At 64.8% G+C, this 15,364-nt stretch carries 12 protein-coding genes; 4 read left to right on the top strand and 8 right to left on the bottom strand.

Features of this window, described 5'->3' with window-relative positions:
* The first annotated feature begins 4 nt into the window (after positions 1-4).
* Genes purE through AC3FLX_RS09310 form a run of 3 tightly spaced genes read left to right on the top strand, consistent with a single transcriptional unit; the run spans position 5 to position 2,765 of the window.
* Positions 5-502 (top strand): 5-(carboxyamino)imidazole ribonucleotide mutase, encoded by a 498-nt coding sequence (gene purE, locus AC3FLX_RS09320; RefSeq protein ID WP_066739411.1) that lies wholly within the window; start codon positions 5-7, stop codon positions 500-502.
* Positions 503-521: 19 nt separating this feature from the next.
* Positions 522-1,766: a 5-(carboxyamino)imidazole ribonucleotide synthase gene (locus AC3FLX_RS09315; protein WP_488695865.1), complete on the top strand. Its 1,245-nt coding sequence runs from the start codon at positions 522-524 to the stop codon at positions 1,764-1,766.
* Between the two features lie 6 nt (positions 1,767-1,772).
* Positions 1,773-2,765, top strand: coding sequence for an L-threonylcarbamoyladenylate synthase (locus AC3FLX_RS09310; RefSeq protein ID WP_488695864.1), 993 nt, complete (start codon positions 1,773-1,775; stop codon positions 2,763-2,765).
* A gap of 111 nt (positions 2,766-2,876) precedes the next feature.
* Here AC3FLX_RS09310 and dacB read toward each other — a convergent pair whose 3' ends face one another.
* Together dacB and AC3FLX_RS09300 are read right to left on the bottom strand one after the other, a co-directional pair.
* Complete coding sequence (dacB, locus tag AC3FLX_RS09305) at positions 2,877-4,466, bottom strand: D-alanyl-D-alanine carboxypeptidase/D-alanyl-D-alanine endopeptidase (RefSeq protein ID WP_488695863.1); 1,590 nt, start codon at positions 4,464-4,466, stop codon at positions 2,877-2,879.
* Positions 4,467-4,565: 99 nt separating this feature from the next.
* The gene (locus AC3FLX_RS09300; protein ID WP_488695862.1) at positions 4,566-5,024 is read right to left on the bottom strand and encodes a PACE efflux transporter; all 459 of its coding nucleotides are present in this window, start codon (positions 5,022-5,024) and stop codon (positions 4,566-4,568) included.
* A gap of 112 nt (positions 5,025-5,136) precedes the next feature.
* On the opposite strand from AC3FLX_RS09300, the gene AC3FLX_RS09295 reads away from it, so the two are divergent.
* Positions 5,137-6,036: a LysR family transcriptional regulator gene (locus tag AC3FLX_RS09295; RefSeq protein ID WP_488695860.1), complete on the top strand. Its 900-nt coding sequence runs from the start codon at positions 5,137-5,139 to the stop codon at positions 6,034-6,036.
* Positions 6,037-6,050: 14 nt separating this feature from the next.
* On the opposite strand, the gene AC3FLX_RS09290 is transcribed toward AC3FLX_RS09295, so the two are convergent.
* The 6 genes from AC3FLX_RS09290 to AC3FLX_RS09265 form a co-directional block, all read right to left on the bottom strand.
* Positions 6,051-6,479 carry a hypothetical protein gene (locus AC3FLX_RS09290; RefSeq protein WP_488695858.1) on the bottom strand — a complete coding sequence of 143 codons (429 nt, stop codon included), beginning with the start codon at positions 6,477-6,479 and terminating at the stop codon, positions 6,051-6,053.
* Between the two features lie 12 nt (positions 6,480-6,491).
* Positions 6,492-6,938: a hypothetical protein gene (locus AC3FLX_RS09285; RefSeq protein WP_488695856.1), complete on the bottom strand. Its 447-nt coding sequence runs from the start codon at positions 6,936-6,938 to the stop codon at positions 6,492-6,494.
* Positions 6,932-7,276, bottom strand: a complete 345-nt coding sequence (locus tag AC3FLX_RS09280; protein WP_488695854.1) for a hypothetical protein — start codon at positions 7,274-7,276, stop codon at positions 6,932-6,934. Before AC3FLX_RS09280 ends, AC3FLX_RS09285 begins: the two co-directional genes overlap by 7 nt.
* Positions 7,277-7,391: 115 nt before the next feature.
* Positions 7,392-8,864: an efflux transporter outer membrane subunit gene (locus AC3FLX_RS09275; protein WP_488695853.1), complete on the bottom strand. Its 1,473-nt coding sequence runs from the start codon at positions 8,862-8,864 to the stop codon at positions 7,392-7,394.
* A 14-nt stretch (positions 8,865-8,878) separates the two neighbouring features.
* Positions 8,879-12,184 carry an efflux RND transporter permease subunit gene (locus tag AC3FLX_RS09270; RefSeq protein ID WP_488695851.1) on the bottom strand — a complete coding sequence of 1,102 codons (3,306 nt, stop codon included), beginning with the start codon at positions 12,182-12,184 and terminating at the stop codon, positions 8,879-8,881.
* Positions 12,184-15,345 carry an MdtB/MuxB family multidrug efflux RND transporter permease subunit gene (locus AC3FLX_RS09265; RefSeq protein ID WP_488695850.1) on the bottom strand — a complete coding sequence of 1,054 codons (3,162 nt, stop codon included), beginning with the start codon at positions 15,343-15,345 and terminating at the stop codon, positions 12,184-12,186. The genes AC3FLX_RS09270 and AC3FLX_RS09265 overlap by 1 nt, the downstream gene beginning before the upstream one ends.
* Between the last annotated feature and the right edge of the window lie 19 nt (positions 15,346-15,364).

The raw sequence follows: 15,364 nt of genomic DNA, 5'->3' as shown, positions 1-15,364 counted from the left end.
AGACATGAGCAACGCAGCAAAGCCGGTGGTGGGCGTGGTGATGGGCAGCAGTTCCGACTGGGACGTGATGCAACACGCCGTGGCCATGCTCAAGGATTTCAACGTGGCGTTCGAAGCGCAGGTAGTCTCGGCGCACCGCATGGCCGACGACATGTTCCGCTATGCGGAGTCGGCACGCAGCCGTGGCATCCGCGCGATCATCGCCGGTGCCGGCGGTGCCGCGCACCTGCCGGGCATGATCGCCGCCAAGACGATCGTGCCGGTGTTCGGCGTGCCCGTGCCGTCGAAGTACCTGCGCGGCGAGGATTCGCTGCTGTCGATCGTGCAGATGCCCAAGGGCGTACCCGTGGCCACGTTTGCGATCGGCGAAGCTGGCGCCGCCAACGCCGCGCTGCACGCGATTGCCACGCTGGCCACGACCGACGACGCGCTGGCCAGTGCACTGGAAGCGTTCCGCGCGAAGCAGACCGAAGCCGCGCGCGCGATGACCCTGCCCGTTTAAGAAGACCCAAGCCTGAGCCATGCCGACCGATATCCATCCCTACCTGTCCGAAGCCCATACGCCGGAGTCGCGTGTCGAATTTGGCGTGGACGCTCCCGGCGCCCCGATCCTGCCCGGCGCCTGGCTTGGCATGCTCGGCGGCGGCCAGCTCGGCCGCATGTTCACGCATGCGGCGCAGTCGATGGGCTATCGCGTCTGCGTGCTCGACCCGGACCAGGACAGCCCGGCCGGCAACGTGGCCGATCGTCATATCTGTGCCAGCTTTACCGATGAGGCCGCGCTGGCCGAAGTGGCAAAGCTGTGCCAGGCCGTGAGCACCGAGTTCGAGAACGTGCCGTCGATTTCGCTGGACCGGCTCGAACAGGCTGGCGTGTTCGTGGCGCCGCGTGGCTACTGCGTGTCGATCGCGCAGAACCGCATCGGCGAGAAGAAATTCTTTGCCGCGTGCGCCGAGCGTACCGGCGTGCCGCCGGCCCCGCATTGGGTGATCCAGCACGATGCCGATGTGGACAACGTGCCCGACAACGTGCTGCCCGGCATCCTCAAGACCGCGCGCATGGGCTACGACGGCAAGGGCCAGGCACGCGTGAAGACACGCGAGGATGTGCGTGCCGCGTGGAAGGCGATGCAGCACGTGCCGTGCGTGCTGGAGCAAATGCTGCCGCTGGCGTACGAGGTTTCGGTGCTGGCCGCGCGTGCCGCGGACGGCAGCACGGCCACGTGGCCGCTGGCGGAGAACGTGCACCGCGACGGCATCCTGTTTTCGACCACGATGCCGTCGGCGAGCGTGTCCGACGATATCGCCACGCGCGCTCGTGCCGCGGCGGCCACGATCACGTCGGAAATGGGCTACGTGGGCGTGCTGTGCATCGAGTTCTTCGTGCTGACCGACGGCACGCTGGTGGCCAACGAGATGGCTCCGCGCCCGCACAATTCGGGCCACATCACGATGGATGCCTGCGAGACCAGCCAGTTCGAGCAGCAGGTCCGTGCGATGGCGCGACTGCCGCTGGGCAGCACACGCCAGCATTCGGCCGGCAAGATGCTGAACCTGCTGGGCGACTGCTGGTTCGAGTTCGGCCTGGAGCGCACGCCGGCATGGGATGAAGTGATGGCCCTGGCCGGTACCAAGCTGCATCTGTATGGCAAGAACGATGCGCGTCCGTCGCGCAAGATGGGCCATGTGAACTGCGTGGGCGAGCATGCCGAAGGCGCGGCCACCGCGTTCGATGCCGCCGCGACGGCGCTGCACATCCCGCTCTGATATTCGATGTCCTCACGCATGCCCACGGCCGCCGAGCTTGACGAGGCGGTCCGACTTCTGGAAGCGGGCCAGCTCGTGGCCTTTCCGACCGAAACCGTCTACGGTCTCGGCGCCGATGCCGAGAACCCCGAGGCCGTGGCGCGCATCTTCGCCGCCAAGGGCCGTCCGTCCAATCACCCCGTGATCGTGCACGTGGTGGACGGAGCCGATGTCAGCTACTGGACCGACGACGTACCGGAAGCGGCACAGAAGCTGATCGACGCATTCTGGCCGGGTCCGCTGACGATCATCCTGAAGCGCGCCGCGCATATTCCGGCGGCGGTGGCCGGCGGGCAGGACAGCATTGGCCTGCGCTGCCCGTCGCATCCGGTGGCGCAGTTGCTGCTGTCGCGTTTCAAGCGCGGCCGGGGCGGCATTGCAGCGCCGTCGGCCAACAAGTTCGGCCAGGTCAGTCCGACCACGGCCGAGCATGTACGCGACGAGTTTGGCGGCACGGTCTATGTGCTGGAGGGCGATGGCGTGGACGTCGGTATCGAATCGTCGATTGTCGATCTTTCCCGCCTGGAAACCGCTGGCCCGGTGCTGCTGCGTCCCGGCGCGATCACGGCGACGATGATGGCCGATGTGCTTGGCACGCTGCCGCTCCCGCCCGATGCCACCGCGCCGCGTGCGTCGGGAACGCTGAAGGCCCACTACGCGCCGCGCACCACGCTGACGCTGGCGCAAGCCGAGGCATTGCAGAAATACCTGCACGGTCTGCCCGAGGGCGGCCGGCTGGCGTTTGTCGGCAAGACGCCGGCGAGCGCCGATCCACGTTGCGAATTCGTGGAAGCACCGGCCACGCCCGACGCCTATGCGCAGGCGCTCTACGGCCTGCTGCGCAAGCTGGACAAGCAAGGGTTCCAGCGACTGGTGTTCGAGCCGGTCCCCGATTCGCACGAGTGGGATGGCGTGCGCGACCGGCTGGGCCGCGCAGCGGCTGCGTTCGAGAACAGCTGAGAAGCCGATAGCTTTCGCTCTACCCCCGTTGTTCTCCCCTCTCCCGCGAGCGGGAGAGGGGTTGGGGGAGAGGGCAGGCAGGTCAAATCCCGATCACGCCGAAGCCACCAGTCACGGCGCGCCCTTGTACACCCATTGCATCAACGCATCATGCGCTTCCTGGGCGCCCGATGCGTTCGGATGGTTGATATAAGCCACCACCACGTAGCGCTCGCCATTGAGCGCGTCGACGTAGCCAGCCAGCGCCCGCACATCGGTTAGCGTCCCGGTCTTGAGATAGGCATTGCCAGCCGCATTGGCGCGCGTCAGACGGTTGCGCAGCGTGCCATCAACCCCGAGGATCGGCAGCGAATCGATCAGCGCCGGCCCGACGTTGCTGGCCAGCGCCTGTTGCAGCAGCCGCGCCATGTCATACGCACTGATCCGTTCCTCGCGCGACAGACCCGATCCGTTCTCCATCACCAACCCAGGCATATCCAGGCCCTGCTTTGCCAGCCATTGATGAATGACACGTGACGACTTGTCGGTGCTGGCCGGGCCTTTGCGATCGATTTCCGCGCCGATCGTGAGGAATAGCTGGCGCGCCATCACGTTGTTCGAGTACTTGTTGATGTCGCGCACGATGTCGCCAAGCGGCTGGCCATAGTGGCGCGCCAGCAGGAAGGCATTACGCGGCACCGCGCCGCTGCGCAGGCCAGGCGGACGGGCAAAGCGCCCGCCGGCGTTCTGCCATTCGGCGACGAAACCGCCCCAGATGAAGTCGCTGTGGCTCAGCGTGGCCAGATTGACGATGTGCTCGCCGCAGTCGGCCGAATAGTTGCCGTCGAACGAGGCAATGATCGTGCCGTCGGGCTGGGGCGAGATGGCGGGCGTGGCGCGAGTTTTCCAGTCGCCGCAACGGCCATTGGCCAGTCTCAGGCGATTGTCCACGCGCAACTGCGCCAGCGCGGGAGTGACTGCCACGTCCACGGTCCGGTTGGTCGCGTCGGGCGTGATCGTGAACGACAGCGTCTTGAACGCGTACAGCAGCGCGTCCGGATTCACGTTATACGCGCGCTGCGTTTCACCATCGATCGTGTAGGCGCCATCCATGCCATCGGCAAAGAAACTGCGATCGAGCACCACGTCGCCATTGATGGTGCTGGCGCCGCTGGATCGCGCGGTCGCCACGAGCTTGGCCATTTCCTCGGGCACGAGCTTGGGATCGCCCCGGCCACGCAGATAGACGTTGCCGTTGATCGTGCCGTCGGGGCCAGGCTGGGTGTCCGAATAGAGCGAGGTCAGCCAACGGTATTCGGGTCCGAGCAGTTGCAGGCCGGCAAACGTGGTCACGACCTTCATCGTCGAAGCCGGATTCATCGGCGTTTCCGCATTCCAGCTCACGCGGGCCTGCGGTGCGCCAACCTTGACGACGTAGAAACTGGCCGACGAAAGCGGCACATGGGCACGGCGCAAGGCCGTGGTCACCGTGGCCGGCAGCCCCGAGCGCGCGGCTGCCGGATCGGCGGGTTCGGCTTTCGCGCGCGCGGCACCAGCGGTTGCGGCTGCCGCCGTAGCTGCTGCCGCAGCGCGGGCTGCCTTGGTGTTCTTGACGGGTTTGGCCTGGGCTCCGGACAGGCTAAAGACGAGCAGCGTGGCCGCGACGATGGCGGGCGACAGGCTGCGGCGGAGCAGAGACGGGCGAATGGGCATGGCGAGCATGTTAACGCATGGCCCATGCGCGCCGGATGACGTCATGCGGCTGTTTCCAGCCGCATTTCCCGAGCGAGGTCGACCACGCGCCGCGTGGCCGGCGTTTTCCTAGCTATTGGCCGACTGGCAATCCCCGGCCGTGGCGTTCGGCGTGGCGTTCGGGATCGGGAAGATCGCGTCGTAAGCCCAGTTGTAGAAGAACGCGTAGACCATGTAGTAGCCAGCCACGGCAATGTCCATGATGAACGCTTCGAGCAGGCCGATCTTCAGGTACCACGCCACCGACGGCAGGAACACGATCAGCAGGCCGCCCTCGAACAGGATGGCGTGCAGCACGCGAATCGCCGTGGTCTTCTTCAACTGACCCGTAAACCGGAGCATCGCCCGGTCGAACAGGATGTTGTAGATGTAGTTCCAGGTTGCCGCGATCAATGCCGCGACCGCGCCAACGATACCCATCTGGTGCAGCTCGTAGCCGAATACCAGGCTCGCCAGCGGTGCAAAGGCGATCAGACCGATTACCTCGAACCCGATGGTGTGACGGATACGGTCCGCGGTGGTGCGCATGTAACTCTCCAGCTCTCAGCTAATTTCAGCGATGGATGGCATTCTATCGGCGAGACAGCTAATCGCAAGTTGGATACCATCTGAAATTCCGATAGATCACCGGACCCGCACCATGAGCTTGTCCCTGGACCAATTGCAAGCGTTTGCCGCAGCAGCCGAGACCGGCTCTTTTTCCGCCGCCGCCCGCCAGTTGGGCAAGGCGCAGTCGGTCATCAGTGCCGCCGTGGCCAACCTCGAAGTGGATCTCGATACGACGCTGTTCGACCGCAGCGCGCGGTATCCGGTGCTGACGCCGGCCGGTGAACGGCTGCTGGTCGAAGCGCGCGTGATCCTGGAGCGCTGCGAGCACTTCCGGGGCGTGGCCAAGAGTCTGGGTGAAGGCGTGGAGTCACGGCTCACGCTGGCGGTGGACGAGCTGTATCCCGAAGAAACACTGGGCGAGCTGCTTACGGAATTCTCGCAACGCTTTCCGTCGGTGGAGCTGGAAATCCTGTTCCCGCTGATGGAGGACGTGAGCCGTCTCGTGCTGAGCCAGTGCGCGGACCTGGGCATCATGTGGCGCCAGGAAATCCTTCCGCCCGAACTGGGTTTTCACGCGCTGGGCTGGGTGCCGATGCCGGTCATCTGCGCGCCCGATCACCCGCTGGCCGCACAGCCGCGCGTCGACTTCGAGGAACTGAAGCGCTATCGCCAGCTGATGGTGGCGACACGCAGCGACAGCGAGGAAAAGAAGCGGTTGCGCGTGGCCGCCGAAGTCTGGTGGGTGGAAAGCCAGTGGGTGATCGTTGAACTGGTCAAGCGCCGTCTGGGCTGGGCCTTCGTGCCGTGGCACGTGGCGGCCAACTCGCCAGCCGCCGCCGGGCTGGTGTCGCCGCAACTGGCGTTCCAGGACCAGGACTGGCCCGTGGCGATGGAAATCGTCTGGCACAAACAGCGGCCGTTGGGCAAGGCTGCCACTTGGCTAAGGGAACGGGTCAGTCAGCAGCCGTTGCCGGTCCCGGAGGGGCGGTAGGCGCAGCGGTAATCCTATCTGTCGAAGAACCATCGATCGAAGTGGGCTGCTCGCCAGTCGGCCTGAGTTGGCGGAAATGTGAGGGTTTGGATTTCGAACGTGCCATCGTCGGATTGCACGCCAGCGTTGGTGTACTGGATTTCGTTATTACCGACAACGAAGCTGTTGCGGTGCGACCAAGGCTCGAAATAGTAATGGCGCTGCGCGAGCAGCGCGCCGGCTTCATTGTAGATACGCAATCGCGCATCGTTCAGCTCGCTACCCGGCTCGCTGTCGATGTCACAAACCTCGATGACATAGGGCGAACCGGCGATCGATTTCTGGACGGCGCCGCAAGTCCATGCGCGCGGCTTTAGGTTGATGGCATGGACGATCACGGCAATGACCAGAAAAAGACAAGTCACGAACAGCGTGCGCAGCCGGATAAAGGTCTTTTCGGACATAACAGGGACCGTTCAAGGATCGTAAGTCAGGCGGACCAGGTTGGCAGTCAGCCAGTCCCAGTGAGATGGTGGAAACCGCAGGAATTTTTCTTCCGGGAGGTCGATGTTCTGAGTCTTTGTGGCGTCGGTGTAACGGATGCCGTTCTCCAGGTACTCGATCTCGCCCAAGGTGTAGTCCATCAGGAAGATAAAGCGCCGGTGCGCTAGTAGTTGACGGCCTCCACGGTCGTAAATGCGCAGACGAATGATTTTCTGGCGGGTATCGAAGTCGCTGGTTATGCAGGTTTCGATCCGATAATCCGTGCCGGCAAACTTCATTTCGGGCCGGTCGCAGACCTGCGCCACGATATTGGGTCGCAGCAGCAGGAATAACGCCGCTACGACCACACCTGGCACCAGTACCAAATAGCTGGCAATTGCCAGGGGGATCCATGCCGTGCGTATCGTCCGGACTAGCATTCGATCCCCAGATCGATACGAATCGATTCGCGCAGCGCCAAGTGGCGGATATCTGAATACAAGCGATTGAACTTTGCCGGCGGCGTGTCGGCCGCCTTGGATGCCTTTGAGGCGCCCGCAAAGTCGGCGCCACGGGGCGGTGCCGTGTAGTACCGCCAGTCGGGTATGGGCGGGGGTGCCTTATGCAGGCTCAGGCCGAATTCTCGGATGTCCATCGGCGTGCAGGCACGCCGTCCGTCGTAGAGCTTCCAGCGTCGCTCGATCGCAAGGATTGGATCGAGCTTGTTGCGGATGTATGGCTGTGGTGCCTTGAACTCTTTGGCGCCTTCGAAAGACATGTCGCCCCCGTGGACACGTTTGGGGGCGACAGCGCAAAACGCTAACTCGGTCGTAACGGACTGTCTTTCATATTCCTACGAAATCGAGATGCGAAGGCGCGGGTGCGTTACCGCGTTACTGCGTTGCCGTTGATGTCGACGCTGCCGTGCCCTCCGCCTTACCCACTTCCACGTCATACCCATGCCACCCACCCCCCAGCGCCTTGATCAGCGTGATGGCCGCCGTGTACTGGCGATCCATGATTCGCAGCGTGGTGGTTTCGGCGGTATAGGCGGCGGTCTGGGCAGTCAACACGTCGAGCAGGGCGGCCGTGCCTGCCTTGTAGCGGTTGTTGACCAGCGATAGCGCTTCGCGCGCGGAGCGCAGGGCGTCGCCCTGGACCGTGGCTTCCTGTTCCAGTACGCGGGCCGACGCGAGGTTGTCCTCGACTTCCTGGAATGCCTCCAGCACGGTCTGGCGGTAGTTGGCCACTGTCTGGTCGTATGCCGCCACCGCCTGGGCCTTGGCGGCGCTGCGCAGGCCGCCATCGAATACCGTGCCCGCCAGACCGGCGCCGACGGACCACACGCGGTCTGGCAGCGACAGCCAGCGCGCCAGCGTGCTGGCCGTGAGGCCGCCCGTGGCCGATAGCGACAGCGTCGGATAGTAGGCGGCCTGGGCCACGCCGATCTCGGCATTGGCCGACGCCATGCGGCGCTCGGCGGCCGAGATGTCGGGGCGGCGTTCAAGCATTTGCGATGGCAAGGCCACCGGTACCACCGGCACGGGACCGTTTGTGTCGGCCGGAGCGATGTTCAGTTCCGACGGTGGCTTGCCGACCAGGATGGCGATGGCGTGCTCCAGCTGCGCGCGGCTGATCTGGATATCGAGTTGCTGCGCCTGGGCCGACTTGAGCTGCGTTTCCGATTGCAGTACGTCCGAGCGCTGCGCCGTGCCAGCCTTGTACTGGTTCTGCACGAGCTGCAGTGACTTGGCATAGTCGGCTACCGTGCGATCCAGCAGCGCGCGCTGGGCATCGGCCACGCGCAGCGAATAGTAGCTCTGTGCGAGCGTCGCCTGCGTCGACAACAGCGTCGATGCCAGGTCGGCCTGGCTGGCTTGCGCGCCGGCTTCGGCACCTTCGACCTGACGACGGATGCGGCCCCAGATGTCGATCTCCCAGCTGGCCGAGAGCGTGGCGTTCTGACCGTTGATGACGCGGCCGCTGGAGCTGGCCTTGCCGCGCGACACGCCTGCATTGGCGCCCACGGTCGGGAAGTATCCAGCGCGTGCGGCGGCCAGCGATGCCGTGGCCTGCCGATACACCGCTTCGGCCGCCTTGATGTTCTGGTTCGACACCTGCACCTGCGACATCAGTTGATCGAGCGCGGGGTCGTTGAACACGTGCCACCAGTCGGGGCGTGACATGGCGTCCTGCGGCTCGGCGGTTTTCCAGTCGCCGGTCCACGTCGGCATCGCGTCGCTGGCTTCCTTGAAAGCCTTGGGTACCGGTGCATCGGGACGCTTGTAGTCGGGGCCGACAGCGCAGCCGGCCAGCAGCGCGCAGGCCAGTGCCACTACCGAAAATGAATAAAGAGGTCGAATCATGGCAGTTGCCTTCTTCAGTGTTCCAGGTGCGGTGCGGCATGGTCGCCGCCACGCTGCCGGCGCGCACGCCAGGCATTGACCTTCAGTCGCCAGCGGTCCAGCGTCAGGTAGACCACGGGCGTGGTGTACAGCGTCAGGAGCTGGCTGACCACGAGGCCGCCCACGATCGAGATACCTAGCGGCGCGCGCAACTCGGCGCCATCGCCACGGCCCAGCGCCAGCGGAATCGCACCGAGCAGTGCCGCCGCGGTGGTCATCATGATCGGGCGGAAGCGCAGCAGGCAGGCGCGATAGATGGCTTCGCGCGGACTCAGGCCGTCGCGCCGTTCGGCGTCGATGGCAAAGTCGATCATCATGATCGCGTTCTTCTTGACGATACCGATCAGCAGGATCACGCCAATCAGCGCGATGATGCTGAACTCGGTCTTGAACAGCAGCAGCGCCAGCAGCGCGCCCACGCCGGCCGACGGCAGCGTCGACAGGATCGTCAGCGGATGCACGTAGCTCTCATAGAGAATGCCCAGCACGATGTAGATCGTGATGATGGCCGCCAGAATCAGCAGCGGCTGGCTCTTGAGCGAGTCCTGGAATGCCTTGGCGCCGCCGGCGAAATTGGCCTGCAGCGTTTCCGGCGCGCCGATCTGCGCCATCGCCAGCTTGATCGCATCCGTGGCTTGTGAAAGCGAGTAGCCCTCGGCAAGGTTGAACGAGATCGTCGACGCGGCAAACTGGCCCTGGTGGTTCACGCCCAGCGGGGTACTGGTGGGTACCACGCGCGCGAATGCGGACAACGGCACGCGGTGGCCGCCGCCGGTGACCACATAGATGTCCTGCAGCGCATGCGGCCCCTGCAGATACTCCGGACTCAGCTCCATCACCACGCGGTACTGGTTCAGCGGGTGATAGATCGTCGACACGAGCCGCTGGCCGAATGCATCGTTGAGGATGGCATCCACCTGCTGCGCCGTGACGCCGAGCTTCGACGCCGCATCGCGGTCGATGATCACCGATGTCTGCAGGCCCTTGTCATTGGTATCGGTGTCGACGTCCTCCAGACCCTTGATGTTCGAGATCGCCGCGCGCACCTTGGGCTCCCACGCCCGCAGCACTTCCAGATCATCCGACTGCAATGTGAACTGGTAGGCCGAACTGCTCTGGCGGCCGCCGATGCGGATGTCCTGCACCGGCGTCAGGAAGAGGCTCGCACCCGGCTCCTTGGCCAGCTTGCCGCGCAGACGCGCGACGATCTGGTCCGCGGTCTCCTTGCGTTCGGAAAGCGGCTTCAGCGTGACGAACATCTGCCCGGTGTTGCGCTGCGAGCCACCCGTGAAACCGGTGACATTGACCACGGCCGGATCGGACTGGACGATCTTGATGAAGTTGTCGAGCTTGGTGCGCATCAGCTGGAACGACGTGGCCTGGTCCGCACGGATGAAGCCGATCAGACGGCCGGTGTCCTGCTGCGGAAAGAAGCCCTTGGGCACGATCACGTACAGGTAGACGTTCAGCGCGATGGTCAGCAGCAGGACGATCCACACAACCGGCCCATGCCGCAGCGCCACGCCCAGCGTGCGGCCGTAGGCATTCTGCATCCAGTTGAACACCCGCTCGCTGGCCCGGAAGAAGCGGCCCTGTGGCTCATCCGCGGGCGCGGAACGCAGCAGCCGCGCGCACATCATCGGCGTGGTGGTCAGCGACACCACCAGCGACACCATGATGGCCACTGACAGCGTGATCGCAAATTCCTGGAACAGGCGGCCAACGATGCCGCCCATCAGCAGCAGCGGAATGAATACGGCAATCAGGGACAGGCTCATCGACAACACCGTGAAGCCCACTTCGCGCGCGCCGCGCAGCGCAGCGGCCAGCGGCTTCATGCCTTCCTCGATATGGCGCGAGATATTTTCGAGCACCACGATCGCATCGTCGACGACGAAGCCCGTGGCAATCGTCAGCGCCATCAGCGAGAGGTTGTTCAGCGAGAATCCGGCCAGATACATGACCGAGAACGTCCCTACCAGCGACACCGGCACGGCCACGCTCGGGATCAGCGTGGCGCGTACATTGCGCAGGAACACGAACACCACCATGATCACCAGCGCCACGGAGATCATCAGCGTGTTCTCCACCTCGCGCAGCGACGCGCGGATGGTGGGCGTGCGGTCCATCATCACGTCCATCGAGATCGTGGCCGGGATCATCTTGCGCAGCGTCGGCAGCATGTCGTTCACGCGGTCGACGGTCTCGATGATGTTGGCCCCGGGCGAACGGTTCAGCACCAGCAGCACCGATGGCTTGCCATTGGCCGAGCCGGCGTTGCGGATGTCCTGCACCGAGTCCACCACATTGGCCACATCCTGCAGCCGGACCGGCACCGCAAACGAGTTCGGTCCGGGATTGGTGGTGTTGCCACCCGTGGCACCGGTGCTGATCGTCTGCGTGCCGCTGCTGGTGGTAATCGTGGTCGTGGTGATGCCGTTGACGGTCTTGGTGCTGACGTTGCCACCCGCCGCGGCATTGGCGGTGCTGGCGATCAGCGCGCCGGCCGAGGTCGACGAGTACGTGCCCGGCGTGGCGTAGCGGATGATCAGCGGCATGTAGTCCTTGGCCGCCATCGCCTGATCGTTGGCATACACCTGCCACGCGGTATTGCGATTGTCGAGAATACCGAGCGGCCGGTTCGCATTGGTGGCGCTGATCGTATTGCGCACGTCCTCCAGCGAAATGCCGTAGTGGTTCAGCGCCGTCGGGTTCAGCTCCACCCGCACCGCCGGCAGCGAAGACCCGCCGATCGTGACCTGGCCGACGCCTTCCACCTGCGACAGCTTTTGCGCCAGGATCGTGGATGCGGCGTCGTAGAGCTGTCCGCGCGTCATCGTCGGCGACGTCAGCGCGATGATCATGATCGGCGCATCGGCCGGGTTCACCTTGCGATAGGTGGGATTGTTCGGCAGGCTCGTGGGCAGCGTGGCGCGCGAGGCGTTGATGGCGGCCTGCACGTCGCGTGCGGCACCGTCGATATTGCGCGACAGGTCGAACTGCAGCGTCACGCGCGTGGACCCCAGCGAGCTGCTCGACGTGATTTCGGTCACGCCGGCGATGGCGCCGAGCGCGCGTTCGAGCGGCGTGGCCACGGTGGCGGCCATCGTCTCGGGGCTGGCGCCGGGCAGCGACGCCGAGACCGAGATCGTGGGAAAGTCCACCTGTGGCAGCGGCGACACCGGCAGCAACCGGAACGCGGCAATGCCTGCCAGCAGGATGCCGATGGTCAGCAGCGCCGTGGCAACGGGACGATGGATGAAGGCGGCCGAAAGATTCATCAGCGGTTCGGCTCCTGCGGTTGCGGTTTCACGCCGCCGTGATCGTCGTCGTCGCCGCTGCCGCCTTCATTGGGGTCGCCGAACTTGCGGTGGCGCCAGTCCTTGAGCCGGTAGGCCACGCGATCGAACGCCAGGTAGATCACCGGAGTGGTGAACAGCGTCAGTACCTGGCTCACCAGCAGGCCGCCGACCATCGTGATACCCAGCGGGCGGCGCAGCTCCGACCCGATGCCGGTGCCGAGCATCATCGGCAGCGCGGCCAGCAGGGCGGCCATCGTCGTCATCAGGATCGGACGGAAGCGCAGCAGGCATGCCTGGTAAATCGCGTCATACGGCTTCATGCCATGCTCGCGCTCGGCTTCGAGCGCGAAGTCGATCATCATGATCGCGTTCTTCTTGACGATGCCGATCAGCAGGATGATGCCGATGATCGCGATGATGCCGAGGTCCTGCTGGAACACCAGCAGCGCCAGCAACGCGCCAACCCCGGCGGACGGCAGCGTGGAAAGGATGGTCACCGGGTGAATCGTGCTTTCGTACAGCACGCCAAGCACGATATACATCGTGACCACGGCCGCCAGGATCAGCCATAGCGTATTCGACAGCGATGCCCGGAACGCCAGCGCGGCGCCCTGGAATTCCGTCGCCATCGAGATCGGCAGGCCGATCTCTTTCTCCACCTTCGTGATCTTGTCGACGGCGGCCCCCAGCGATTCACCGGGTGCCAGGTTGAAAGAGATCGTCGCGGCCGGGAACTGGCCCTGATGGTTGATCACGAGCGGACCCGTGCGTTCGGAAATGCGCGCGATGGAGCCGAGCGGCACCTGGCCGCCCGACGACGACGGCAGCCGCAGCTCGGCCAGCGACGCCGGGCTGGTGCGGAATTCGGGCATCGTCTCCAGCACCACGCGATATTGGCTGGCCTGCGTGAAGATCGTCGAAATCAGCCGCTGTCCGAATGCGCTGTACAGGGCGCTGTCGATCACGGCCGTGGTGATGCCGAAGCGCGCGGCGGCGTCGCGGTCGATTTCCACGAATGCGCGCAGTCCATTGTTCTGCTGGTCGCTGGCCACGTCGCGCAGCTCGGGCTCCTGCTGCAGACGCTCCACCAGCTTGGGCACCCATTCGGCCAGCACATTCGGGTCGGGATCTTCCACCGTGAACTGGTACTGCGTACGCGCCACGCGGTCCTCGATCGTCAGGTCCTGCACGGGCTGCGTGTAGAGCGATACGCCGCCAAGTTTCTGCACGGCCGCCTGCAGCCGATCGGTCACCTTCGCCATCGAGTCGCGGTCGGCCTTGGGCTTGAGGTTGATCAGCATGCGGCCGGCATTGATGGTCTGGTTGGTGCCATCGACGCCGATGAACGAAGACACGCTGGCAACCGCCGGATCTTCCAGGATCACCTTCTGCACGGCTTCCTGCTTGCGGCCCATCGACTGGAACGAGCTGGTCTGCGCGGCTTCGGTGATGGCCTGGATCACGCCGGTGTCCTGCACCGGGAAGAAGCCTTTGGGAACCACCAGATAGAGCAGCCCGGTCAGCACCAGCGTGCCGACCGCCACGACCAACGTGGCGGTCTGGCGTGCCAGCACCCATTCCAGCGCGCGGCCGTACTGCTCGATCACGTTGTCGAAGAAGCGCCCCGTGGCCAGGTGGAAGCGCGATTGCTCGCTCTCCGGCACATGGCGCAGCAGGCGCGCGCACATCATCGGCGTCAGGGTCAGCGATACCACGGCCGAGATCAGGATCGACACCGCCAGCGTGATGGCGAATTCACGGAACAGCCGTCCCACCACATCGCCCATGAACAGCAGCGGAATCAGCACGGCCACCAGCGAGAACGTCAGCGAAATGATCGTGAAGCCGATCTGCTTCGAACCCTTGAGCGCCGCTTCCATCGGGGAATCGCCTTCCTCGATGTAGCGCATGATGTTTTCGATCATCACGATGGCATCGTCCACCACGAAGCCCGTGGCAATCGTCAGTGCCATCAGCGTGAGGTTGTTGATCGAGAAGCCGGCCAGGTACATCACGCCGAACGTGCCCACCAGCGACAGCGGCACCGCCACGCCCGGAATGATCGTGGCCGAAAGGTTGCGCAGAAAGACGAAGATCACCATCACCACCAGCGCGATGGCCAGCAGCAGCTCGAACTCCACGTCCTTGACCGAGGCGCGGATCGTGGTCGTGCGGTCGGTCAGCATCTGCACGTGCACCGATGCCGGCAGCGCGGACTGCAACTGCGGCAGCAGCATCTTGATGCGGTCCACCACCTCGATCACGTTGGCGCCGGGCTGACGCTGGATGTTGACCACGATGGCCGGCTTTGCATTGGCCCATGCGGCCAGCCGGCTGTTCTCGGGTCCATCGATAATCTCCGCCACATCGGTGATGCGGATCGGCGCGCCGTTCTGATACCCGATGATGATCTGCTTGTACTCGTCGGCCGACTTGAGCTGGTCGTTGGCGTCGATGGTGGACGCGCGTGATGGGCCGTCGAAGCTGCCCTTGGCGCCGTTGACGTTGGCGCTGCCGATGGCGGTGCGCAGGTCGTCGATCGACATGCCCAGGTTGGCCAGTGCCGTGGGGTTGGCCTGGATGCGCACGGCGGGGCGCTGGCCGCCGCTGATGGTGACCAGGCCCACGCCCTGGATCTGGGAGATCTTGGCCGCCACGCGGGTGTCGACCATGTCCTGCAGCTTGGGCAGCGGCAGGGTGTCCGACGTCATCGCCAACGTCATGATCGGCGCGTCGGCCGGGTTCACCTTGCTGTAGACCGGCGGCATCGGCAGATCGGCGGGCAGCAGGTTGCCGCCGGCGTTGATGGCGGCCTGCACTTCCTGTTCGGCCACGTCGAGCGACAGCGTCAGCTCGAACTGCAGCGTGATTACCGAGGCGCCGCCAGACGAAGACGACGACATCTGCTTCAGACCCGGCATCTGGCCGAACTGGCGCTCCAGCGGCGCGGTGACCGACGACGTCATCACGTCGGGGCTGGCGCCGGGATACAGCGTGGTGACCTGGATGGTCGGGTAGTCGACCTCAGGCAGGGCGGAGAGCGGCAGCAGCTTGAACGCGACCAGTCCCGACAGCAGGATGGCCAGCATCAGCAGGGCCGTGGCAACCGGCCGCTCGATAAAGATGCGTGAGGGATTCATGCCGCTTACCTGTCCTCGA

Source organism: Cupriavidus sp. 291-E7, from assembly GCF_057798835.1.
The sequence above is the reverse complement of the archived record's forward strand: the minus strand, read 5'-3'. Positions and strand labels throughout refer to the sequence as shown.

Excerpts from the sequence above, each read along its gene's own strand:
- purE (WP_066739411.1), top strand. The coding sequence starts at position 5 with ATGAGCAACGCAGCAAAGCCGGTGGTGGGCGTGGTGATGGGCAGCAGT.
- AC3FLX_RS09315 (WP_488695865.1), top strand. The coding sequence starts at position 522 with ATGCCGACCGATATCCATCCCTACCTGTCCGAAGCCCATACGCCGGAG.
- AC3FLX_RS09310 (WP_488695864.1), top strand. The coding sequence starts at position 1,773 with ATGTCCTCACGCATGCCCACGGCCGCCGAGCTTGACGAGGCGGTCCGA.
- dacB (WP_488695863.1), bottom strand. The coding sequence starts at position 4,466 with ATGCTCGCCATGCCCATTCGCCCGTCTCTGCTCCGCCGCAGCCTGTCG.
- AC3FLX_RS09300 (WP_488695862.1), bottom strand. The coding sequence starts at position 5,024 with ATGCGCACCACCGCGGACCGTATCCGTCACACCATCGGGTTCGAGGTA.
- AC3FLX_RS09295 (WP_488695860.1), top strand. The coding sequence starts at position 5,137 with ATGAGCTTGTCCCTGGACCAATTGCAAGCGTTTGCCGCAGCAGCCGAG.
- AC3FLX_RS09290 (WP_488695858.1), bottom strand. The coding sequence starts at position 6,479 with ATGTCCGAAAAGACCTTTATCCGGCTGCGCACGCTGTTCGTGACTTGT.
- AC3FLX_RS09285 (WP_488695856.1), bottom strand. The coding sequence starts at position 6,938 with ATGCTAGTCCGGACGATACGCACGGCATGGATCCCCCTGGCAATTGCC.
- AC3FLX_RS09280 (WP_488695854.1), bottom strand. The coding sequence starts at position 7,276 with ATGTCTTTCGAAGGCGCCAAAGAGTTCAAGGCACCACAGCCATACATC.
- AC3FLX_RS09275 (WP_488695853.1), bottom strand. The coding sequence starts at position 8,864 with ATGATTCGACCTCTTTATTCATTTTCGGTAGTGGCACTGGCCTGCGCG.
- AC3FLX_RS09270 (WP_488695851.1), bottom strand. The coding sequence starts at position 12,184 with ATGAATCTTTCGGCCGCCTTCATCCATCGTCCCGTTGCCACGGCGCTG.
- AC3FLX_RS09265 (WP_488695850.1), bottom strand. The coding sequence starts at position 15,345 with ATGAATCCCTCACGCATCTTTATCGAGCGGCCGGTTGCCACGGCCCTG.